Annotated in this window: 23 protein-coding genes; 16 read left to right on the forward strand and 7 right to left on the reverse strand. The window is 35.6% G+C overall.

Annotated elements, in window-relative coordinates; all coding sequences use genetic code 11:
- The first annotated feature begins 153 nt into the window (after positions 1 to 153).
- Positions 154 to 2,469 carry a 5'-nucleotidase C-terminal domain-containing protein gene (locus MHB55_RS05020; RefSeq protein WP_186318108.1) on the forward strand — a complete coding sequence of 772 codons (2,316 nt, stop codon included), beginning with the start codon at positions 154 to 156 and terminating at the stop codon, positions 2,467 to 2,469.
- A 346-nt stretch (positions 2,470 to 2,815) separates the two neighbouring features.
- Complete coding sequence (locus MHB55_RS05025) at positions 2,816 to 3,628, forward strand: hypothetical protein (RefSeq protein ID WP_144537460.1); 813 nt, start codon at positions 2,816 to 2,818, stop codon at positions 3,626 to 3,628.
- 199 nt (positions 3,629 to 3,827) lie between these two features.
- On the opposite strand, the gene menC is transcribed toward MHB55_RS05025, so the two are convergent.
- From menC to MHB55_RS05045, 4 genes are all read right to left on the reverse strand, one after another.
- A complete protein-coding gene (gene menC, locus MHB55_RS05030; protein ID WP_144537462.1) occupies positions 3,828 to 4,943 on the reverse strand; it encodes an o-succinylbenzoate synthase in 1,116 nt (371 codons plus the stop codon).
- Positions 4,944 to 4,973: 30 nt separating this feature from the next.
- Positions 4,974 to 5,261 carry a hypothetical protein gene (locus MHB55_RS05035; RefSeq protein ID WP_144537464.1) on the reverse strand — a complete coding sequence of 96 codons (288 nt, stop codon included), beginning with the start codon at positions 5,259 to 5,261 and terminating at the stop codon, positions 4,974 to 4,976.
- Positions 5,262 to 5,334: 73 nt separating this feature from the next.
- Positions 5,335 to 6,195, reverse strand: a complete 861-nt coding sequence (locus MHB55_RS05040) for a MurR/RpiR family transcriptional regulator (RefSeq protein ID WP_340862742.1) — start codon at positions 6,193 to 6,195, stop codon at positions 5,335 to 5,337.
- Positions 6,196 to 6,388: 193 nt separating this feature from the next.
- Positions 6,389 to 6,535, reverse strand: a complete 147-nt coding sequence (locus tag MHB55_RS05045; RefSeq protein WP_154311328.1) for a hypothetical protein — start codon at positions 6,533 to 6,535, stop codon at positions 6,389 to 6,391.
- A 211-nt stretch (positions 6,536 to 6,746) separates the two neighbouring features.
- On the opposite strand from MHB55_RS05045, the gene MHB55_RS05050 reads away from it, so the two are divergent.
- Positions 6,747 to 6,944 carry a hypothetical protein gene (locus MHB55_RS05050; protein WP_144537468.1) on the forward strand — a complete coding sequence of 66 codons (198 nt, stop codon included), beginning with the start codon at positions 6,747 to 6,749 and terminating at the stop codon, positions 6,942 to 6,944.
- A 37-nt stretch (positions 6,945 to 6,981) separates the two neighbouring features.
- Here the strand turns inward: MHB55_RS05050 and MHB55_RS05055 are convergent, their stop codons facing one another.
- Complete coding sequence (locus MHB55_RS05055; protein ID WP_144537470.1) at positions 6,982 to 8,988, reverse strand: DUF255 domain-containing protein; 2,007 nt, start codon at positions 8,986 to 8,988, stop codon at positions 6,982 to 6,984.
- Between the two features lie 267 nt (positions 8,989 to 9,255).
- Between MHB55_RS05055 and MHB55_RS05060 the strand changes: the two genes are divergently transcribed.
- Positions 9,256 to 10,455: a PDDEXK-like family protein gene (locus MHB55_RS05060; RefSeq protein WP_340862743.1), complete on the forward strand. Its 1,200-nt coding sequence runs from the start codon at positions 9,256 to 9,258 to the stop codon at positions 10,453 to 10,455.
- 138 nt (positions 10,456 to 10,593) lie between these two features.
- On the opposite strand, the gene MHB55_RS05065 is transcribed toward MHB55_RS05060, so the two are convergent.
- Positions 10,594 to 10,770, reverse strand: a complete 177-nt coding sequence (locus MHB55_RS05065; protein ID WP_154311326.1) for a hypothetical protein — start codon at positions 10,768 to 10,770, stop codon at positions 10,594 to 10,596.
- A 435-nt stretch (positions 10,771 to 11,205) separates the two neighbouring features.
- Between MHB55_RS05065 and guaC the strand changes: the two genes are divergently transcribed.
- Both guaC and MHB55_RS05075 read left to right on the forward strand, forming a co-directional pair.
- Complete coding sequence (guaC, locus tag MHB55_RS05070; RefSeq protein ID WP_144537474.1) at positions 11,206 to 12,189, forward strand: GMP reductase; 984 nt, start codon at positions 11,206 to 11,208, stop codon at positions 12,187 to 12,189.
- Between the two features lie 108 nt (positions 12,190 to 12,297).
- Complete coding sequence (locus MHB55_RS05075; RefSeq protein ID WP_340862744.1) at positions 12,298 to 12,720, forward strand: VOC family protein; 423 nt, start codon at positions 12,298 to 12,300, stop codon at positions 12,718 to 12,720.
- A 170-nt stretch (positions 12,721 to 12,890) separates the two neighbouring features.
- Here MHB55_RS05075 and MHB55_RS05080 read toward each other — a convergent pair whose 3' ends face one another.
- Positions 12,891 to 14,255: an FAD-binding oxidoreductase gene (locus MHB55_RS05080; protein WP_340862745.1), complete on the reverse strand. Its 1,365-nt coding sequence runs from the start codon at positions 14,253 to 14,255 to the stop codon at positions 12,891 to 12,893.
- A gap of 103 nt (positions 14,256 to 14,358) precedes the next feature.
- Here MHB55_RS05080 and MHB55_RS05085 point away from each other — a divergent pair, with 103 nt between their 5' ends.
- The 10 genes from MHB55_RS05085 (at position 14,359) to MHB55_RS05130 (ending at position 23,245) form a co-directional block, all read left to right on the forward strand.
- Complete coding sequence (locus MHB55_RS05085) at positions 14,359 to 15,027, forward strand: GntR family transcriptional regulator (protein ID WP_151110978.1); 669 nt, start codon at positions 14,359 to 14,361, stop codon at positions 15,025 to 15,027.
- Positions 15,024 to 16,049 (forward strand): DctP family TRAP transporter solute-binding subunit, encoded by a 1,026-nt coding sequence (locus tag MHB55_RS05090; RefSeq protein WP_144537482.1) that lies wholly within the window; start codon positions 15,024 to 15,026, stop codon positions 16,047 to 16,049. The genes MHB55_RS05085 and MHB55_RS05090 overlap by 4 nt, the downstream gene beginning before the upstream one ends.
- Positions 16,050 to 16,070: 21 nt before the next feature.
- Entirely contained in the window at positions 16,071 to 16,565 is a 495-nt protein-coding gene (locus MHB55_RS05095) for a TRAP transporter small permease (protein ID WP_340862746.1), read from the forward strand.
- Positions 16,562 to 17,851: a TRAP transporter large permease gene (locus tag MHB55_RS05100; RefSeq protein ID WP_151110972.1), complete on the forward strand. Its 1,290-nt coding sequence runs from the start codon at positions 16,562 to 16,564 to the stop codon at positions 17,849 to 17,851. Before MHB55_RS05095 ends, MHB55_RS05100 begins: the two co-directional genes overlap by 4 nt.
- Before the next feature lie 23 nt (positions 17,852 to 17,874).
- Positions 17,875 to 19,029: an aminotransferase class I/II-fold pyridoxal phosphate-dependent enzyme gene (locus MHB55_RS05105; protein ID WP_144537488.1), complete on the forward strand. Its 1,155-nt coding sequence runs from the start codon at positions 17,875 to 17,877 to the stop codon at positions 19,027 to 19,029.
- 46 nt (positions 19,030 to 19,075) lie between these two features.
- A complete protein-coding gene (locus MHB55_RS05110; RefSeq protein ID WP_154311323.1) occupies positions 19,076 to 20,152 on the forward strand; it encodes a hypothetical protein in 1,077 nt (358 codons plus the stop codon).
- Between the two features lie 127 nt (positions 20,153 to 20,279).
- The gene (locus MHB55_RS05115; RefSeq protein WP_144537492.1) at positions 20,280 to 20,891 is read left to right on the forward strand and encodes a pyroglutamyl-peptidase I; all 612 of its coding nucleotides are present in this window, start codon (positions 20,280 to 20,282) and stop codon (positions 20,889 to 20,891) included.
- Positions 20,884 to 21,621: a 5-oxoprolinase subunit PxpB gene (gene pxpB, locus MHB55_RS05120; protein ID WP_340862747.1), complete on the forward strand. Its 738-nt coding sequence runs from the start codon at positions 20,884 to 20,886 to the stop codon at positions 21,619 to 21,621. Before MHB55_RS05115 ends, pxpB begins: the two co-directional genes overlap by 8 nt.
- Positions 21,622 to 21,623: 2 nt before the next feature.
- Positions 21,624 to 22,388, forward strand: coding sequence for a LamB/YcsF family protein (locus MHB55_RS05125; protein WP_144537496.1), 765 nt, complete (start codon positions 21,624 to 21,626; stop codon positions 22,386 to 22,388).
- A complete protein-coding gene (locus tag MHB55_RS05130) occupies positions 22,385 to 23,245 on the forward strand; it encodes a 5-oxoprolinase subunit C family protein (RefSeq protein ID WP_340862748.1) in 861 nt (286 codons plus the stop codon). Before MHB55_RS05125 ends, MHB55_RS05130 begins: the two co-directional genes overlap by 4 nt.
- Positions 23,246 to 23,349 lie beyond the last annotated feature (104 nt).

Genomic DNA, 23,349 nt, shown 5'->3' on the forward strand with positions numbered 1-23,349 from the left:
TGAGTCGACAGGGAATTAACAAGAAAAATGATGAATTATTAAGATATTATAAATATTTGAAAACATCTTGCTAAATCTATTGAATTACGATAACTTTTAGTAGTATATGAATATTTTGACAGATCATATATTAGATAAACTAGGAGGTAAGACATGAAGAACAAGACGATCAAAAAAACGGCGGTAGCTGCAATTGTGGCGACATCATTATTTTCTGCATCTAGTATTTCCTTCGCAAGTACATCTATCCAACAGGTGATTGACAACGCAAGAAAAGATATCAAACAAGCTTCTTATTCTTATTCGACACCTGCTCAAGCAGGCAAATTGGCAACGAGCAAAGAATTATACCCTATATTAAATAAAGCAAAAGCAAATTATCAAAAAGCTAAAAACGAAATTAACAAATCTAATGTAAAGAATAAAGCAGCACTTCTAAAAAGCTTAGACGATTTATATTATGAACGTGTAACAAAAGGACTTATTCCGTATATCGATGCGTATAACTATGCTGACAAATATTTAACACCGATTATGAATGAAATTGAAGCAGCAGAAGCTAACAAAGACTGGGCTAAGATCGAAAAAGGTTACCATAAGCTATCTGCTCAATTAAAAACTAGAACTGCTATCTTATACCGCTTTACAGGAAGAGACGCTCGTCATCTATTACTAACTCAATATAAAGATCCAGCTAACGAAGTAAGAAATGAATTGATGGTTCCTGTAACTGTATTTATGAAAGTTAACCAAGCTGAAGCCCTACTTTCTGCAGGAAAACAGGATGAAGCAAACAAAGTGATTGCAACAATCCAGCCACTTCTAGAGAAACTCCCGAATGAAAAGGATCTACCAGCGGTTAACCAGCTTTTGGAGATGGTACACAGCTTAAATTCTCAAGTTGACGCAGATTTTTCTCTATCTCTAATGCATGTAAATGATACTCATGGTCATGTGGAGAAAGCACCAAAGCGAGTCACTGCAGTAAAGGAGTATAGAGCTTCTCACAAAGACGCTCTACTTATAGATGCAGGGGATGTATTCTCTGGAACGCTTTACTTCAATGAATTTAAAGGCCAAGCAGATTTAGAATTTATGAATCTAATGAAATATGATGTGATGACATTTGGTAATCATGAATTTGATTTAGGAACTTCTACAGAAGGACATAAAGCATTAAAAGAGTTTATCGAAAAATCTAATTTTCCGTTTGTTAGTTCAAACGTGGACTTCTCACAAGATGATTTGTTCAAAGGGTTATTTAATGTAAAAGTATCAGATGATCCTAAAAATGGACAAATCTACAGCGGTATTGTAAAAGAAATAAACGGTCAAAAAGTTGGTATCTTCGGTTTAACTACTGCTGAAACAGAAGGTATCTCAAGTCCAGAAAAAGTAAAATTCACTGACTACATTAAAGCAGCTCAAACTATGGTTGATGAGTTCGAAAAGCAAGGAATTAATAAGGTTATGGCTGTCACTCATATTGGTTATGATGACAACCCGGCAGTAGATAATGACTTAATGCTAGCAGCTGCAGTTACTGGAATTGATGTAATAGTTGGTGGACATAGCCATACAGAGCTGAAAAAGCCTGTAGTTGTAAGTAAAGATAGTAAAGGTGCTGAAAAGGATCCTACTGTTATTGTGCAAGCTTATCAATATAGTGATTTCCTAGGAACTTTAGAGGTAGACTTTGATAAAGAAGGTAAAGTAATTGCTCATGAAGGTGAGTTAATTCCAATTAAAGATCAAAAAGATGATGAGGAAGCCCTAAAGCTTTTTGAAAAGTACTCAACTAAAGTAAAAGAAATTGAATCAAAAGAAATTGGTGTATCTACGGAGAAGGATTTAGAAAATCCTCGAGTAAGCGAAGATGATTCACAGCCAAGCGTACGTAAAAACGAAACAATTTTAGGTAATATCATTACAGATGGTATGCTAGCTAAAGCTAAAAAGTATGATAATAAAGTAATTATGGCGCTTCAAAATGGCGGAGGTATACGCTCAGAAATCAAAGCGGGACCAATCACAGTTGGTGATGTAATTACTGTTCTTCCTTTCGGTAATACACTAGCTACAATGGAAATCAGTGGTGCTGACTTAAAAGCAGCATTTGAGATTAGCTTCAAAACCTATCCAAAGGAAAATGGCGGATTCTTACATGTGGCAGGTGGTAAGGTAACATTTGATTCTTCTAAACCTGCTGGAGAGAGAGTCGTTTCCATTCAATACTATGGAGCAGATGGTAAATTAGTAGATATTAAGGATAATGAGACATATGTAGTTGCCACAAATGCGTTCACCGCTAAAGGTGGAGATAGCTATGATGTGTTTAAGAAAATCTACGAAGCTGGTAAAGTAACTGATTTAGGTCTTTCGGATTGGGAAAACCTACGTGAACAATTAGAGTCTCTTGTTAAAATACCTACAGAAATTGAAGGTAGAATTGTTGATGTAAAAAAATAAAATAAATCCTTTAAACCCCTTATCTTTTTAAAATAGATAGGGGGTTTTTATATGCACACTTATTTCCAACATAACGTAAAAAATAAACAAATATATTGTATGTGTGGTCGGAAATGGATTTCTATTACTCTAAAATTCACTTCTTTTTTATTTGTTCGTAATATTATGTCAGAACCTTCTCTTTCATAACAGTTGATTAACAATGATTTTACAACCGTTTAGTAAGAATTATGCGGGGTATTTTAAAGATTAGGCACCTGATATTTACACTTAGGTGTATATCTAACTTCCAGCTTCAAGTCGAAGCGAGTGCTTACTTTCCAAAAGAAAGAGGAGGCGTTTTCTTATGAAGAAAACAGGTATAAAAGCAACAGCTGCAACAGCCCTTCTATCAGCTACAATTTTAGGAGGACCTTTAGTTGGCAGTGCACATGGAGGACCAGGAGATCACGGTGGCCCTAGTAAAGATAAGGGACATTCAAAAAACGGATATAAATCTCATCAAATGATGGAGAAAAGGGAACAGCAGAAAGATGAGCGTAGAGACGGATTAGAGCAGAAACGTGGCCAGTGGAACAATAATGTTGATAACGTCAGTAATGTACAGGATAAAAAAATTGATAGAAGTAAAGGAAATGCGGGAGTGGCCCATCAGGATAGGGAACATGTGAAACCAAATATGCCAGAAGTTTCAGGAGTTACTTTTGCAGTAGCAGACGCTTATGGTAAAAATACTATTTTGCCACTGTTAGCAAACATTAATACAGCAGAGGCAAACTTAGATTGGCCAGTCCTTGCAGAAAATTATCATCTGCTATCTAAGGAATTAAAATATGGCACGGCTATTTTTTATAAAACGACCGGTGAAGAAAATAGAAGTACCCTGATCGTTAACTATAAAGCACCTGCAGAAGAAGCAAGGGGAAAGCTAGCTTTACCATTGTCCATTTATACAGGACTAGTCCAAGCTGAAAAAGAGCTGGATGAAGGTAATGTAGCGAAGGCATGGAAAAAAATTGAGAAACTTAAAGTACTAGCGAGCAAATTAGACAATGTGGAAAACAATGCTTTACAAAAGGACATAGTGAATAAAGTAAATGCTTTAGAGGAAAATGTAAAAAATGATCTCCCAGATCAAACTTTCTCTAAGCAACTATAGGCTTTAATAAAGTGATCTCCCTTACTTGCTAAGTTGTAATTTGATAGCTTAAACAGAATAAAATTAATAAAAGGGTTGTAAGTGTAGCTTGGCACTTACAACCCTTTTAGTAAAGTATATGCTTTCTTTTTATCTACAGCGAGCCTCTATAGAAAAAGCTATAGTAGATGGTCGTTTAATTGTTTACTAACTTGATTTCTTAATATGCTGATTTAAATATCCAACGGTCTATTGTGAATTTTTTTATAGTCTCCATATTCGGTTCATAGCCTATTCCGTATCCAGTCGGGGCAGTAATGTATCCATCTTTAGCAATAACCTCTGGACTAATAATATCCTCATCCCAATAACGGGAAGAACTAGATGTATCTCCTGGAAGAGTAAAGTTTGGTAAGGTTGTAAGCGCAATGTTGTGTGCCCTACCGATACCGGCTTCTAGCATACCTCCACACCAAACAGGTATATTTTTTTCCATGCAATAGTCATGTATTTTTTTCGCTTCTGTAAGTCCGCCAACACGACCTATTTTAATATTAATAACTTTAGCGCTGCCTAATTCTACTGCTTTTTTAACATCCTCTAGTGAGAGAATACTTTCATCCAAGCAGATGGGAGTTTGTATTTCATTCTGTAGCTTAGCGTGGTCTACAATATCATCGTAATCTAGTGGTTGCTCTATCATTAATAGATTATATTGGTCGAGCTCTTTTAATAATGAGATGTCTTTAAGTGTATAAGCTGAATTAGCATCGGCCATTAAAGGTATATTTGGGAAAGCTTCTCTTAGAGCTGCTATTAAATTGACATCTTGTCCAGGTTTTATTTTGACTTTAATACGTTTATAACCTTCATGTATGTAACGACGGACTACGTTTAATAGCTGCTCTGTGCTCTTTTGTAAACCAATACTTACTCCTACTTCAATTTTTTTAACTGAACCACCGAGTGCCTCGGAAAGTGTTAAGTGATTTCTTTTTGCGTAAAGGTCCCAAATGGCTCCCTCTATACCGGCCTTTGCCATATTGTTTTTTCTTATAGGAGAGAATATGGCAGATACTTCGTCAGGGTGGTTTATTTGTTTATTTAACACTAAAGGGATTAAAAAATCTTTTATGATATGTAAATTGGTTTGAAAGGTTTCCTCGTTATACCAAGGCGCTTGGAAGGCAGTAGTCTCACCCCAGCCGATATTTCCCTCTTTATCCATGACTTCAACGAGTAGGAAAGGCTTCTCTTGAACACTACCAAAGCTAGTGACAAAAGGGGTTTTCATATTCATATTCAGATGATGTAACGTTATTTGTTGAATGATCAATTTTATATGGCTCCTTTGTTTGGAGGTACTTCAGGATTTTTTAATAAACTGATAATAATTCACCGGCTCATTGGTTTTTCGAACTGCAATAATAGAGTAATCCTCTATAAATAAAGTTTGAATAATTTTTCTAATTTGCAGATTCCACTTTAATGCTAAATCAGGCTCGGTAACCCGCATTTCCTGTATCAGTTGAGGAATTGGCACCTCATATGCGTCCTCTGTCGGAATAAATAAACAAGGTTCAATTAATACTGGATAATTATGTTCTGTAATGGCAATTTGAAATGGTTGTTTAAAAGTTTTATTTTCCGACATCCAATTATCCTCCACTTTCTCACTCTTAATCTACCACTTTTTCATAACTGTTTCATTGATATTCCATGTAATTTTATGAATCCTCGTCAGTACTTTCAAAAAGAAAATGACTCGGAATACTTTGATACATAATCTGCCTATTTTTGAAGGCATCCTTTTGCTCCACAATTAACCCAGAAACGATAGCATTCATAAATGAAAATAAGGGGGCTACTGCATCAAAGGTCGATTTATTTTGAGAAAACACAGGAAATAATACGTCGCTAAATTCATGAATAGGAGCGAGCATAGAATCACTGATACCAATAACATAAGCCTTTTGTTTTTTGACAAGCTCAGCAATTTGAAGTGTTTCCTTCAAATAACGATGAAACGATATAATGATGACAACTGAATTCGAGTTCATCTGGGAGACAGTTCTAATCACATCTTCAGTATCTGGTCTTATAAAGTGAACATTTTCTTTTACTAGCCCTAAAGAAAAGGAAAGCCAATTCGCTGCTGGATATGAAGTACGTAGGCCCAAAACGTATATTGCTTTAGCCTTTGACAGGCGCTGAACAGCTGCATAATAAGAAGCAGCATCTATTTGATCCATAGTTGTGAGGATGGATTGGCGATCTTTCTCCATAACCTGTTTATGAAAACTATCTTCTTGAGACAGCTCAATTTCTGTGTGCTGATAGGGGCTAGTCGTGGGTTCATTTATAAAAAAATGTTCTCGCATTCGTTTTTGAAGCTCCACATAGCCTGAAAAGCCAAGAGAATATGAAAATCGTATAACAGTTGATTCACTTATCCCTATTCTTCCACCTAATTCGGCGGCGGAACAAAGCGCAATATCCCTAGGATGATCTAGTACATAAGTAGCCATCTTTTTTTGACTTTTAGACAACCTAACGAAGTTATCTCGAATCAGATTATGTAATATCACATTGTTCTCCTTTTGAAGTTAAGGCATTATTTGAGATCCTTTTTGAAGTAGAAGCTTCATTTTCTATTATTGCTTAATTTATCATAATATTCCATTGATTACAATTACTTTTTGGTAAATGGTAATTATTACGTAAATTGTTTATAATAGCTTAATCATAAAACGAAAAAACCCACTTATTAGTGGGTTGAAATTATTTTGTATTTTCTTTTTTCTCGTTTTTTTTATCCTCTTCGGCGTCAAAATCAGGACAACCTTCTCCAACCATGTTAAGAGAGGCGATCTCATCTAAATCTCGCCTTCTTTTCATTTCATTCGGATCAACAGGATTTGAATGCAATTATTATCCCCTCTCAACTTTTACTTCAATATATTCTTTCAAAAAAGAAAAAAGTCCAAAAAAATATTTTGTCCATAAAAAATTGCTTAAATTTGTATTATGTGCAGGAATTAAATCACAAAATGTAATAATCACGTCAAAAAAATGATTCTGATAATTGTAAAAATAAAATGAAATAGTAAAATAAAATTAATAGAGGGGAGCGTTAATCGTGCCAGTTAAACATTTTGTCCATGGAATGAATAAAAGTATTAGTCATGTCGAAAAATCTGTAGAACAAATGGTATTTCAAACGAGTATGACTAAGGCGGAACAACAACAAATTATGCAAGCTTTACTAGAACTAAGTGAAAAAGTAAAACTGATTGAAACATATATTAATATGGAAAAAAGAAAAGACATCTCTTAATGTCATTTCTTTTAACAAATATTTAAGCAGGCCCAGGTTATAAAGACTCGTAAGAAAGTGCCTCAGCAATTTTTGTGATCTCTGTCAAAGGTGGATGACAAATATTGTTTTGACATATTTGCACAGATAAAGCCTGTGGCGATTCGTTCATTGACCACACATCAAATGGTCTGTATGTTGTCTGCAGGAGAGTGGTAATATCTCCAAATGGATGACCGCTTAATTTTATTTGTCTACCATTACTATTTTGTGACATAAAGCCAATTAGTAAAGAAAGATGAGAGGTAGGGTACAGTGTGATTTCCTCAGCAAAAGTTGTGACTGTTCTTTCAGCCTCTTTCAGTAGAGCCATGTCATCTGTAATTTTTGCTAGTTTCCATAACTGCCAGGCAATGGTTCCGTTTCCGGAAGGAATAACCTGATCCATCACGATTTTTTCTCGAACCAATAGTTTTTCGGCATTATTGCTTGTAAAATAAAATCCTCCGTTTACTTCATCCTTAAATTGCTGTGTAATTATTATTGCTGTTTTTTTAGCTTTTTCTATATATTTTTCTTTTCCTGTAGCCTCATATAGTTCGATAAATGCCCATAATAAATTAGCATAGTCACCCAAATATGCGATATGCTTTGTCTCGCCTTCTCGATATGTTGCATATAGTGTGCCTTCCCTTATAAGATGGGATTCTATAAATTGAAGTGCATCTTTTGCTAATTCGATAAAGGGAGAGTTAGTAAATACGGCTCCTGCCTTTGCAAGTGCAGCGATCATCAACGCATTCCAAGAAGTAATCACTTTGTCATCCAAATGAGGGGAGACACGTGATTGACGCTGCATTAATAGCAAGGTCCTTGAATTCTCTATACGTTCCTCCCATTCATCCTCTGATATATTAAACTCTTCTAGAATAGAAGCTGGATCGATATAAATCAGGTTCGGTATGTTTTCGCCCTCGAAATTTCCTTCTTCCGTAATATCATAGGTCTTAGCAAAAAGTAAGCCTTCCACGTCTCCTAAGACCTCCATTATTTCATGATAAGACCAAGTATAATACGTACCTTCTTTACCTTCACTGTCTGCATCAAAAGCAGAATAAAATGCACCATTTGGATGTAACATTTCTCTTTTAAGAAATTTAACCGTATTATAAACAATTTCTTCATATTGCGGGATTCTGGTGATTTGGTACGCCTCTGTATAAACCATTAGAAGTAAGGCTTGATCATATAACATTTTTTCAAAGTGAGGTACAAGCCAAACCTCATCTGTAGAGTATCTAGCAAATCCATAGCCAAGATGATCATAAATTCCACCACGAGCAATCCCATCTAAAGTAGTTTCTACTATGTTTAGAGCGTCTGCATCCTTTGTTGTATCATAGTATCTCATCAAAAAGAGCAGGTTAAGAGGAGAGGGAAACTTTGGCTCTTTTCCGAATCCGCCATATTGGGAATCAAACATACTCGATAAATGTTTGAACGCAGTTTCAAATATAGAAGGTGGTAGAGTTTTGTCTTGACCCATTTCCTTTTCGGTAGCTTGAAGTGCCGCAGTGAGCTTTTCACTAATCTCTTCTATATGTTCAAATTCGTTTTGAAATACATTATGTAATCGTGGCAGCAATTCAAGCAAGCCGGGTTTTCCGTACTTTTGTTCCTTTGGAAAGTAAGTTCCTGCATAAAAGGGCTTTTGCTCAGGTGTTAAAAAGACATGGAGTGGCCATCCTCCTTCTCCAGTTAGCATCTGGCAAACGGTCATATAAATAGAATCAATATCCGGGCGTTCCTCTCGATCAACCTTTATGGATATAAAATACTTATTTAAAATGTCGGCGATTTCTTGATCCACAAAAGATTCTTGTTCCATCACGTGACACCAATGACAACTACTATATCCAATACTAACAAAGACCGGCTTGTTCTCTAGTTGTGCTTTTTCAAATGCCTCCTTGCTCCATGTAAACCATTCGACTGGATTATAAGCATGTTGCAGTAAATAAGGAGATTTTTCAGTGATTAGTCTATTAGGTTTATTATTAGGCATTAAATCAACTTCCTTCTGTAAGAATGATTTATTTGTACTTTACCCAATAATTGATCTTTTAATAGTTATCAATGGCTTTAGTATTATATTTTCTTATATATAAAGCAGAGTTAACATCTAGTTTGTATAGAAAAATATATAAATATAATTATATTATATTTGTCTTTTTAAATGGTACAATGTGGAATGTATATAGTGTAAAGGGATTTATATACATAAGATTTTAGTAACTAATAGGTAATAAATACAAAAGGATTGTGTATGTAAATGAAATTAGAATTGCTTTTAAATGAAGTAAAGAATATTAAGGGAAATCATGAACTTATTCAACGGAAAACTGGAGGCTACTATAATATTTTTGAGATTACCAATATTGCTCATGATGAGGTACGGATATGCCGTTTCCTCTATGATTTATTAAATCCGAAGGGTAGTCATTATCAAGGAAATATTTATTTACAACTTTTTATCGAACATGTCCTTCAATTAGAAATACCTTTAACGGAAATAGAACACGTTAATGTATATCGTGAATTCTTAATTGAAAATAATCGGAGAATTGATTTAGTCATTCAGACGCCTAATTATTTTATTCCAATTGAAGTTAAAATTTTTGCAACAGATCAAGAAAATCAGTGCGCAGACTATTTAAAAGTAGCCCAAAATGCCAACGTTTTTTATTTAACTCGTTTTGGTGAAATGCCTTCTGATAATAGCATTACAGAGAAGAAACACATTACTCCAATCTCTTTTTCTCTAGATATTATCAAATGGTTAGATAAATGTCTTGAGCACCGTGATATTATCAAGGTTGCATCCATACGAGAGGTACTTTTTCAGTTTCAATCAGCTATTAGGAATTTTACAAACCAATTGGAGGATGAGCAAGAGATGGAAATAAAAGAGCTGCTAAAAACCTCGTCTGCATCAATGAAAAGTGCTGTTGCAATTGAGAAGAGTTTAAAAGGGGTAAAAACTGATTTATTGCTTCGTATATTTAAAGGATTAGAAGAACGCATAGGGTTGGGAAAATTACATAATACATATGATTATGAATTTAATAACATGAAAAAAATAGAAACCTTTTATGATGTAAAGGGCAGTACTTGTCCAGGGATTAGTTATTTATATAAAGAAAATGTGAAGCCAGGAGTGGATATTTGGTTTCGACTTGAAATAGAAGATTATTTAGATGCTGGATTTGTCGTGGCTAAAAATTCAGAGCTTACTCAACAGGTTTTAACTGAAGAAGAAATTAAACTTCATATTCCTCATTTAAATCCCGAGCTCTTAAACTGGTGGGCGTATTGGGAACACTTACCTGTAGATGATGCAAATCAAGTTCCTAATTTTAAATATTTAGATGATGAAAATTTATATTTTAAGCTTTTTGATGAATGGTATTTTAAAGAATTTATAAACGAGTCAATGAAACGAATTGAATTAATTTTTCCATATAGAAAGTAAAGTAATTTTCGAGGTAGGATTTTTTTGCTCTATCATTATACAGTTGCTAGTAGAACGCGAACGTAGCTAATACCCCTCAAAAAGCCCAAAAAATGAATCATGTTTACATAAAAGTAAACATGATTCAAAACAAATCGGCTACAAGCTAATACCGGTAGAAAGTAGTAAAAAGTTTAGTGAAACAACTGCTACTGAGATGTGCATTAAAACTGTTAACCAGTTTTTGCTCGAGCTTTGGAAATCCTGTACAGTCATAGCTACTGACCATATGAAAATAAACAAATATGCTAATTGTAAAAATATTGCTGGCAACATCATAACACCTCCTCTTTTCTATCATATTGCGACGAGAGGAAAAGAACTCCACTAATGTCTATCTTTTATTTATTAGACTTTTATTGAATGTAAAAATGTTAACAATGGCATGCTAAAGCTATGAATTTAGTATCTCTCTTACAACTGTTAATTTCACATAAAGATGAGATAACAAATGCAGAAGTTAAGTTGCATAAAGTATGGTGATTTCTACTAACTATGAACGCATTAGCTTTGGAAAGCGACAAGTTCTCCATGAAGCCTATGGATCTTTTTGATGCTGTAACTGTCTCAGTCGTCCTAATGGTTTTCGCGACCTCCTGGAAATAAAGTTATAAAACCTTTGACAAGCTATAATAAATCGTGTAAATTATCCAATGGACGAACAATTTATCTTTTATACAATAAAAATATTCGTGTTTGGAGTGTTGTAACGTGGAAAACGTATTTGATTATGAGGATATTCAATTAATTCCTGCGAAGTGTGTGGTTAACAGTCGTTCTGAATGTGATACTACAGTTTCTTTAGGTGGACATAAATTTAAATTACCGGTTGTGCCTGCAAACATGCAAACAATCATTGATGAAAAAATTGCATTGTATTTAGCGGAAAATGGATATTTTTATATTATGCATCGTTTTCAGCCAGAGGAACGTGTAGATTTTATTAAGAATATGCAATCCAAAGGTTTAATCGCATCTATTAGTGTAGGTGTAAAAAAAGAAGAATATGATTTTGTTGAACAATTGGCTAATGAAGCATTAGTTCCTGAATTTATTACAATAGATATTGCTCATGGTCATTCTAACGCAGTAATCGATATGATAAAGCATATTAAAAAACATATACCGAAAAGCTTTGTCATTGCTGGTAACGTGGGAACGCCTGAAGCTGTGCGTGAGTTAGAAAACGCTGGTGCAGACGCTACGAAGGTAGGAATTGGACCAGGCAAGGTGTGCATTACAAAAATCAAAACTGGCTTTGGAACTGGCGGTTGGCAATTAGCTGCATTACGCTGGTGCGCAAAAGCTGCTAGTAAACCAATTATAGCGGACGGTGGAATTCGTACCCATGGTGACATAGCTAAGTCTGTAAGATTTGGAGCATCCATGGTAATGATCGGTTCGCTATTTGCAGGACATGAGGAATCTCCTGGAGTAACAATTGAAAAAGATGGTAAACGTTTTAAAGAGTATTTTGGATCAGCTTCTGAGTTTCAAAAAGGTGAAAAGAAAAATGTAGAAGGCAAAAAAATGTTCGTTGAGCATAAAGGGAATCTTGAGGATACCTTAAGAGAGATGGAGCAGGATTTACAATCTTCTATTTCTTATGCAGGTGGAAACAAACTTGACGCTATACGTAATGTAGACTATGTAGTCGTTAAAAACTCCATCTTTAATGGAGATAAAGTATATTAAAAAGTATCTTTTTTGGAAATAATTTCTATTAATTAACAAGGTGATATGGTACAATTTCTCTGAGATTATTATTATTATTTCAATAACAAAAAATAGGGAGTGTTTCATATGGCTGTTAATGTATATATAAACTTTAATGGGAATTGTCGAGAAGCAGTAGAATATTATAGCCAAGTTTTTAAAACAGAAGAGCCACAAATAATGACTTTTGGTGAAGCACCAAAAGATCCAAACTTTAGTCTTCCAGATGAGGTCAAAGATTTAGTTATGCATACTCGTCTTAATATTGGTGGTAGTAATGTGATGTTTTCAGATACTTTCCCTGATTATCCTTTTGTTGTTGGAAATAATATTAGTTTAGCTTATATGAGCGAAGACGAGGCAGAAATTAAAGCCGCTTTTGAAACTCTTAAAGAGGGTGGAAAAGTTGGTATGGATATACAAGAAACCTTTTGGAGTAAGTGCTACGGAATTGTAACAGATAGATTCGGGATTGAGTGGCAATTGAGCCTTGAAATGAATAACCATTAGTACATTTTAAAGAGGCTGGGACAAAACCCACCTTAGAAAATTACGAGTCCCGAAAATTTACCGATTAGTAAATTTTCGGGACTCTTTTCTATTACTTAGTGGTGTTCTCCGCTACAGTGGACGCTTTCCTAGGGCACGGATCGAGCCCATAGTATCTCCCACACGCTATCTTAAATAAATATCTTGCCTGGATTTAAAATACCATTCGGATCAAAAAGTAATTTAATAGACTTCATCAATTCTACCGCTTCGCCATGCTCTTTTAGTTGATACTTCATCTTCCCGACACCTACACCATGCTCACCTGTACAGCTCCCACCTAATTCTATTGCTTTCATGGCAATTTGGTCGTCTGTATATTTGGCTTTAGCTTTTTCTACAGGATCGTTAGGATCATACATGACCATCGTATGGAAATTACCGTCACCTACGTGTCCAAACACACCACCGATAAGACCGCTTTCCTCTAATAGTGTACGACCGAATACTACCATCTCGGCTAGCTTAGAGATAGGTACGCATGCATCGGCACCAGTAGAAGCTTTTCCTTTAATATGCTTGTAAGAATAGGCTAGCTCATGACGAGCCTTCCACAAATCGGCACGATCTTTTGGGGTATTGGCGCGTTCCCAATTGCTACAACCGAAATCCTTCATTAATTCTTCTACAACCGAAGCTTCCTCTTCAACAATGTTAGGTGTTCCAGCAAATTCAAAGAATAGTGAATGCTCTTCTGGGAACGCATAGCCCCCATAACTATTCACTTGTTTAATACTCTCAGCATCTACTAGCTCCATTCTAAGTACTTGTATCCCACAGGACAAGACTGCCTGAGCAGCTTCTGCACATTCTCCAGGTGTATTAAATGTACAACGTGCAGCTAAAACCTTTTCAGGTATGCCATGTAGCTTGAGTGTAGCCTTTGTAATAACTCCTAACGTCCCTTCGGAGCCAGCCATTATTCCATTCAAGTTGTAGCCAGAAGAGGACTTCTTCGCCTTTGAACCAGTATGTATGACAGTGCCATTTGCTAGAACAACCTCTAAATCTAATATTTGGTCTCTCATAGACCCATATCGTACGGCCGTTGTGCCGCTTGCATTATTTGCGATCATTCCACCAATCGATGCATCCGCACCGGGATCAATTGGAAAGTAAAGTCCATGCTTATTTATAAATTCGTTTAGCTGAAGTCGGGTGATGCCTGGCTCTACTGTTATCATCAAATCCTCAGGATAGAATTCTATAATTTTTTTCATATTATCGAAGTTCATAGAAATTCCTTTGTGAATCGGAATAGCTTGACCTTCTAGTCCGGATCCTGCTCCATAGGGGGTAACAGGAATTTTATGCTCATTTGCTATTTTCAATACTTTCACAATATCTTCTACGCCTTCTGGAAAGTACACAAAATCTGGCTCCACGTAGGGATGGGAGGATTCATCTCGACTATGTCTATATAATTCTGATTCGCTTTTACTTATTTTTTCTTTTCCAAGTACCTCTACAAATTGCTCATATAAATAGGTTTCCATGACAATCCTCCTGTAAATCTAAAAATTCAAAATATTTATTTACAATAATATTAACATAATATATTATTCATGTATACAGTATACAGAAAGGAGAATGCTCTTTGTGAAAAAGCTATTTCCAAAAGAATCTCTTGCTGATCAAGCTTTTAAGGCTTTAAAGGATGCAATTATTACGGGCAAACTTCCCCAGCAGGAAGAATTACCAGAAGAAAAGTTAGCGGTAGATTTAGGGATTAGCAGAACTCCAATACGTGAAGCTATAAAAAGGCTAGCAGTCGAGGGTCTTGTACAGTTAAATAAGTCTAAACCAGCAACTGTAGCAACTTTTAAGAAAGAGGACGGACTTCATTATATGGAGATACGAAGGCTTTTAGAAATCTACAACATCGACAAACATGCCCATCAAATCTCTGAGGAGATACTGTGCGCCTTACAGGATAACCTAGTGGAGCAATTAGCATCGATTAAAAACGAAAGCTACAATACATTTATTGACTTAGACCAACAATTTCATTTGCTAATCGGAAGTATAGGAGCCAATCGCAAATTGAGTGAGCTGATAAATGAAGCCAATGCTGGAAGTAATCGTGCTTTTTTAATACTCTCCAACACGTTAGAGGTCAGTGCAGAGGAAGCCTATTATGAGCATGAAGAAATTTTAAAAGCGCTTCGAATACATCATAACGATTTAGCCAAACAACTTATGACTCGTCATCTAGATAATGTAGAAAGAAGATTTTTATCATATTTTAATGAGGAGGATAAGAAATGAAGAAATTATTCACATTACTAATTATTACATTAATTACGTTAAGTGCATGTGGAAGACCATCCACCAATACATCAACATCTAGCTCGGGGGAAGAACAAGATCAATATACTATTAATCTTGCATATTTGGTGTCCGAAGAGCAGTCCACACATTTAGCAGCCAAAACATTTAAGGAAAAGCTAGAAGAAGAATCTGATGGACGTTTAAAAGTAGAGTTATTTCCAAATGGACAGCTATACCCTTCAGACAGAGAGGCTATTGAAGCTGTTCAGTTAGGTAACATCGAAATGACTATTCCAGCAGTAGCACCATTGGCATCTTTCAATAAAAAGTTCATGGTTTTTGATTTGCCATTTTTGTTTAATGATCATGAGGCAGCATATAGAGCGCTTGATGGAGATTTAGGGGATAAGTTGCTTGCGGAATTAGAGAGTAATGATATGAAGGGATTGGTTTTCGCTGAGAACGGCTTCCGTCATATGTCTAATAACAAAGGTCCAATTGAAGGTATAGCAAATCTGAAGGGGTTGAAATATCGAACGCTTGAAAACCCCGTACATACGGATACCTTTAAGGCCTTTGGGGCAAATGCCTCTCCATTTGCTTTTGGCGAATTATACACAGCACTTCAACAAAATACATACGAAGCAATGGAGTCTCCAATTTCTTTGTATTATACTAACAAATTTTATGAGGTTCAGGATTATCTAACTCTTACTAGTCATGTTTACGCTGCAACTATTTTGTTGATGAACAATGATTTCTATAATAGCTTACCTGATGACTTGCAGGAGCTAGTACAAACTGCTTCTGAGGAATACAGAACAGAACAACGAGAAATTGCACAAAAACAAGATGTAGAATTCCTAAAAAAATTACAAGAAGAAGGAATGAAAGTCAATGAACTGACTGAAGAGCAACGCAAAGAATTCAAAGATGCAACTCAATCCGTTTATGACAAATACGTAACTGAAATAGGAGAGGATCTTGTCCATATGGCAGAGGAAGCAAACAAACAATAATGGAGCAGGGGTGAAATGTATATGCTAAAGAAATTTGCCAAGTTCGAAGAGATATTGCTAGTCTTCTCCCTAGTTTTAATGGTTGCACTAATTTTTGGTCAAGTAATAGGCAGATATGTCTTCTCCTCAGCACCAAGCTGGACAGAGGAAATGGCAAGATATATTCATATTTTCCAAGTTTGGATTGGCGCAAGCTATGCGGTCAAATTAAGACAGCACATTAGAGTGGAAGCGTTTATTACTCGCTTCCACGGGGTGTTTCGCCAAGTACTAGAAATATTATCTATCCTGATTTGGTTTGCAATGGCACTATTTTTGGCGGTATTTGGTACAGAACTTGTTCTGAGTAGCATTAATCATGGTCAACTGGCACCCGCTATGCAAATTCCTATTTGGATTCCTTATTTGGCTATACCACTTGGTGGAATTGGAATGGCAATCCGATTAGTGATTCAAATAAAAGAAGTCATACGCGGCAATTATGAAAAACCTGTAGAAGAGGAGATCATACTATGACGGTAGCTCTTTTGTTTGGTACTTTGTTTATTTGCCTATTGATTGGCGTTCCTATTGCAATTTCGTTAGGGGTTTCTGCTTTAGTCGCTATTTATTTTGGTTCGAACCTTCCACTCGGCATTATAGCTCAAAAAGCATTTACATCTTTGGATTCTTTCCCACTATTGGCAATCCCTTTTTTCATGTTAGCAGGGGTTCTGATGAGTAAAGGAGGAGTCTCTAAAAGGTTATTGGATATGGCTGCAGCCTTAGTAGGTTGGATTGTTGGAGGGTTATCTTTAGTAACTATAGTGGCATCTATGTTTTTTGCAGCTATATCAGGATCAGGACCTGCAACGGTAGCAGCAATTGGTGGTTTTATGATTCCTGAAATGAAAAAAAAGAAATATGATGGTGGATTTGCGGCTGCTGTTTCCGCTTCTGCAGGATCCATAGGTGTGATTATTCCACCAAGTATTCCTTTTGTTCTTTATGGAGTAATTGGGAGTGTGTCCGTAGGAAGTATGTTCCTTGCAGGAATATTACCTGGTATTATTATCGGTATTGGTCTTATGATCACTGCTTATTTTATTGCTAAAAAACGTGGCTATAAGTCAGAGGACAACGCAAGCTTTTCATTTAAGGATGTATTAAAAGCTACATACGATGCAAAATGGGCATTGCTAATACCTATAATTATTTTGGGTGGGATTTACGGGGGCTTTTTCTCTCCTACAGAAGCTGCAGTAGTAGCAGTCGTCTATGCATTAATAATTGGATTGTTCGTGTACAAGGAGCTTACTTGGAAATCCGTTTTTGAATGCTTTCGTGAAGCGGTCGTCATTAATGCTACTACGATGATTATTATTGGACTTTCAGTATCTTTTGCGTATTTTATGACTTTAGAACAGGTACCCAATGATATTTCTTCTTTCTTGACTGAATTATCTACCAATCCAATTGTCATTTTAATAGCTATTAACATCATACTATTAATAGTAGGAATGTTTATCGATACAATATCTGCATTAGTCATCCTAACACCGATCCTTTTGCCAATTGTTATTGCCGTTGGTGTCGACCCTATTCATTTTGGGGTAATATTAGTTACCAACTTAGCGATTGGTTTTATCACACCACCACTTGGTGTAAACTTGTTTGTAGCTTCTAGTGTAGGTAATGTAAAGTTTGAAAAAATAGTAATGGCTGTCATTCCGTTTTTATTCAGCATGATCGTTTGCTTAATCCTAATTACTTTCTTACCGAGTCTATCTTTATGGCTTCCAAGCATTCTAGGCAATAAATAATTGTGAAAGAAGGATAAATAGATATGTCTTTAAACATTAATCCACGTGCAAGAGCACTTGAACAACCTGGCATTCGTCAGTTTTCTAATCAGCTCGTTAACTTCCCAAATGCTATTAATCTTACAATAGGACAACCAGATTTTCCAACTCCACAGGCAGTAAAGGATGCTGGAATAAATGCTATTCAAAATAATTTAACTGGATATTCTCATAATGCTGGATTAATAGAATTACGAGAAGCAGTTAATAATTTTTTTACAGACAAATATGGTTTCTCCTACAATCCTGCTAAGGAAATTGTCATTACGAACGGGGCCAGTGAAGCCATCGACACAGTATTTCGAACAATTTTGGAAGAGGGCGATGAAGTTATATTGCCAGCTCCTATCTATTCCGGCTATGAACCTGTCATTAAATTTTGTGGAGCTAAGATTATTTATCTAGATACGACAAACACTGGTCTTCAACCATCAGCCGATGCACTGGAAAAACTTATAACCGATAAAACAAAAGCTATTTTGTTTAATAATCCATCAAATCCTACGGGCATGGTCATTGAAAAGAACGTAATGGATGACCTAGTTGAAATGCTGAAGGATAAGGAAGTTTATATTGTCTCTGATGAGATTTATAGTGAAAATACCTTTTTAGGAGAGCATGTTTCCTTTGCTTCATATCCGGTGCTAAGAGAGAAATTATTTTATATCCACGGTGTTTCAAAATCCCATTCAATGACAGGCTGGAGAATTGGATTTATATTAGGGCCTGAAAAAATTATGGAGCATGTGCTTAAAGTACATTTATACAATTCAATTTGCGCTTCCTTGCCATCACAGTATGGTGCGTTAGAGGCATTAACGAATTCGAAAGATATCCCAAGTGCGATGAATGTAGAGTATGTAACAAGACGTGATTATGTATATAATCGTTTGTTAGAAATGGGCCTACCTGTCATTAAGCCTAACGGAGCATTTTATATATTCCCTTCTATAGAAGCATTTGGAATAAAGTCATTTGATTTTGCTACTAAGTTGCTACATGAAGGCGGTGTTGCTGTTGTTCCGGGTAGTACATTTACTCCATATGGAGAAGGATATATTAGAATTTCCTACGCTTATTCCATGGCAGTTTTAGAAGAGGGTTTAAATCGTTTAGAACGTTTTATAGAAAAACTATAATTAATAGTCCCAAAGATTTCTATTACATGACGAAATGGAGAATACAATGAAAAAAATTATTTCGTATTCACTTGCAATTGGTATTTTTAGTAGTGCTCTTTTTACTCCAGTGGCTAATGTACATGCGGCTTCTCTAACAAAAGCGGAAACACTTGTTCAGAGAGCGCAGAAAGAAGCGACGGCTCTAAAATGGCAAATTTCCTACGAGCATACTAAGTCTATTAAAACTCCAGATATGAGGGTTTTTAATTCGACTAAATCAGCTTACCTAGCGGCACAAAAAGAAATTGCATCGATCAATGACTCTGCAAAAAGAGCTGAACTAGAAAAAAGGTTAGAGGAAACGGTAGGGAGCCATTATAAGCGTTCCATGGGATACGTGGATGCAATCACGTCTGGAAATAAAATTCAGAAACTATCAGATACCCTGGAACTAGAGTACAGGAAGGACCCAAGCTCTAAACTTACGGAAACAGCTTATCGTGCCTTGTCTGAGGAGATTAAAAAACAAGGAAAGCTTCTCTATAAAGTATACGGCAAGTCTACGCGTGAAGCTTTTATTACTAAATATAAGTCGCCTGCCGAACAGATGCTACTTAATGTAAAATCTGCGAAAACAGCTACAGGCTTAATCAATGACCTGGATCAGGCGATTCAAAAGAAAGCAAAACAACAGGAAAAGGATTCTATTTTAAATCAGTTGTTTTTAAGTTTAGAAGCGCTAAAAGATGATTCTATGTATTATCAATTATTTGATGAATACAGCAAGATAATTCGAAAAGACTCTAATTTTCTTTCTCAAGAAAAAGAATTAACAGCTTATTTTGAACATATGAATCTGCTAATAAATAAAAAGGATATAGCTGGAGTTTTTGCATTGTATAGTGAGGAATTTCCGGACTATCAATATTTGAAAGAAGATATTCAAGGCTCTTTCAATGAAAATGATACAAAATTCGAATTGTTAAATGCATATGTCTATACAATCATTAGTGATTATGCCTATGTTGAAGTGGAGGACTTGGCGACAACTGGGAATCAGAAGGAATCTATTCTAAATGTATACTTACTGAAAAAAGAAAGTAAGGAATGGAGAATTGTGGATATTTTTACTCCTTACTAATATATGAATTTCTAACAACCAATGGGTTATAAACTTGTTGGTTGTTATTTTTTGTTTGAAAGAATGTTAGAATTACTAATATAGAAAATTCTAATAACTTTATAATTGCTTTCGAGGAGGAAAATAAATGAAGAAACTTCTTTTAACAGGATTTGAACCGTTTTTAAATTATACAGTGAATCCAACTATGAAAATTGTAGATGAATTGGATGGTTTAGAAATCAATGGTTATAAAGTGGTTAGTAGAATCCTAACGGTAGACTTTCTTTTGTCTGGGCAACAATTACTTCAATTATTGGAGGATGAAAAGCCAAATGTCCACATTTCATTGGGCTTAGCAGCTGGCAGATATAAAGTCACACCGGAGAGAATTGCTATTAATGTTAAAGATGGAGATGCAGACAATGTAGGAAATAGACCAATTGATGAACCTATTCAACCAGAGGGAGAGCCAGGTTACTATTCCACGCTACCAATTCGCAAAATGGTTGATAAGCTAATAGAAAATGGTTTTCCTTCAGAAATTTCTAATACCGCTGGCACTTATCTTTGTAATAATGTGATGTATGAAGCATTACATTACGTGAATACGACTAATAGTTCTATAATATCAGGGTTTATTCATATCCCAGCCTCTCATGAACTGGCTATTGAGCATGGTAAAGTTCCAAGCTGGTCTCATGAAGATTTAAAAAATAGTGTTATCACTTGTATAAGTGTTTTAGATTCTAATGAATAGTGATAAGCCTAAGTTCTTTAGAACAGGTGAGAGAACCCTGCGTTTTAGTTTCCAGGAGGCTATTAGTCACGAAATACTAAGTAACGTACATTCCTTTGCTGAAATGATTTCTTTGGAATGGAGTCATTATATAGAAGAAATCGTACCAAGCTACCATACGGTTACTGTTTTTTTCTACACTTCGTCTACTTTAGAGAAGGCAAATATAGAGGAATTACTAATAAAATGGCAACAACAAAAGCAAATGGATAAAAACAAATCGACTATATTAGTACATATTCCGGTTTGTTATGAAGAGTCATTTTCAATTGATATAGATAGAGTAACTTCTATTAATAAATTATCTAAAGAAGAGATTATTAAACTTCATACGCAAACTTTATACACCGTTTATATGGTTGGATTCTTGCCTGGTTTTCCTTATTTGGGTGATTTAAATAAAGATATTTGCGTATCACGTTTAGATAAACCCAGAGCTTTTGTACCAAAAGGATCTGTTGGAATTGGTGGAAGTCAAACAGGTATATATCCAATCGACTCCCCAGGAGGGTGGAATATAATTGGTAGGACCCCTTTGGAAATATATTCGGTTAATCGAAAATCACCATTTTTATTGAAAGCAAGAGACCTTCTTCAATTTTATCCTATTTCTTTGAATGACTACAAAGAGTTAGAAATCGAATTGGAAAAGGATCCAGAGGCAATTTATCGTTTTGTAGAGGAGCTGTGACCATGAGGATTGACATAAATGCTGATGTTGGAGAAAGCTTTGGTAGCTTTAAGGTAGGAGAGGATGAAGAATTATTTAAAGTCATTACATCTGCAAATATTGCTTGCGGATTTCATGCTGGAGATTTCACGGTAATGAACAGTACAGTTCAAGGGGCAAAGAAAAATAATTTATCTATTGGTGCTCATCCTGGTTTTCCTGATAAACAAGGATTTGGACGTAGAAATATGAATATGTCTCCAAATGAAATTTATGAAATGATCATTTATCAAATAGGGGCGTTAAAGGCTTTTTGTCAGATTCATAATGTACAGCTTGCTCATATAAAACCTCATGGAGCACTATATAATATGGCAGCTATAAATAGTTCTATTGCTAGAGCGGTAGCTCGAGCAGTCTATGATATAGAACCGAATGCGATTCTATTTGGCTTAAGTAACAGTGAAATAATAGTCGCTGGGAAAGATCTTGGACTTCAAACTGCCCAAGAGGCTTTTGCTGATCGACTTTATGATGAAGAAGGTTATCTCGTTAGTCGAACTGAACCAAATGCTGTGTTAGCTACTGTGGAGGATGTTGTCAATCAAGCATTACGAATTGTAAAAGGAAATGAAGTAAGGACCAAGACAGGTAATATAATAAGTATTCATGCCGATACTTTGTGCTTTCATGGTGATGGAAAAAATGTCTCGTCTATAGTTAAGAAAGTGAGAATGGTGCTAGAGGAAAATAACGTAAAGGTTGCACCTGTGGAGTTGAGTAAGTGAAAGCACTATTTAAAGTAATAAAAGAGGGGGTATACGCCTCCTATCAAGATTTAGGAAGAACAGGGTATCGAAAATTTGGTATGCCAGTGGCGGGGGCGATGGACAAGTTTGCTTTTCAAATAGGTAATAAAATAATGAATAATTCTCCAAATTCCCTTACTTTAGAAATATTTTTAGGAGGAATTTCTCTAGAAGTATTAGATACTCATAAAATAGTCATCTGTGGAGCAGACCTCGAAGCTGCTTTAGATGGAAAGCCCATAACTTTATGGAAGTCTTTTAGTGTCTTTAAGGGACAAGTCTTAACTTTTAAAGGACCAAGGGGTGGAAGTATTGCATATATAATACCAGTAGGAGGGTTTTGTGCTGACACAGTCATGAACAGTAAATCTGCATATCCACGAGCTGACATAGGGGGTTTGTTGAAGCCAGGAATGATCTTGTTTGTCCCAGATATCCCTTATAGTAAAGTGCAAACTGGTTTAATACCATCTTTTATTCCTAATTATGAAAAAGAAGTTACTGTAAATGTATGGAAAAGCCCCCATTTGTCTTTGTTTAAACCAAAAAGTATCGAGACTTTTTTGGACTCGGCATACATTTATAAAGCTGGTGATCGAATGGGGTACTACATAGAGGGCCCAGAGCTGGAATTTGTTTCAAATGGAGACATCTTATCCGAGGCTACACAGTTTGGTACTATCCAAGTCTCTAATAATGGTCAGCCTGTTATTTTAATGGCAGATGCACAGACAGTTGGCGGATACGCAACAATAGGAAAGATAGCTGAGGAGGATTTGTGGAAGGTTTCTCAGTTGAAAATTGGTGGTATAATACATTTTCAATGGATTATTTAACTAAACTGTCATAATTTACGAGTATAGAGTTACCGTATTTTATGACAGTTCTAAAAAATGATATTTATAGCTGGTTTGTAAAAGATAATATTTGCGCTTCTACA

The organism is Psychrobacillus sp. FSL K6-1267 (assembly GCF_038003265.1).
Classification (GTDB): domain Bacteria; phylum Bacillota; class Bacilli; order Bacillales_A; family Planococcaceae; genus Psychrobacillus; species Psychrobacillus faecigallinarum.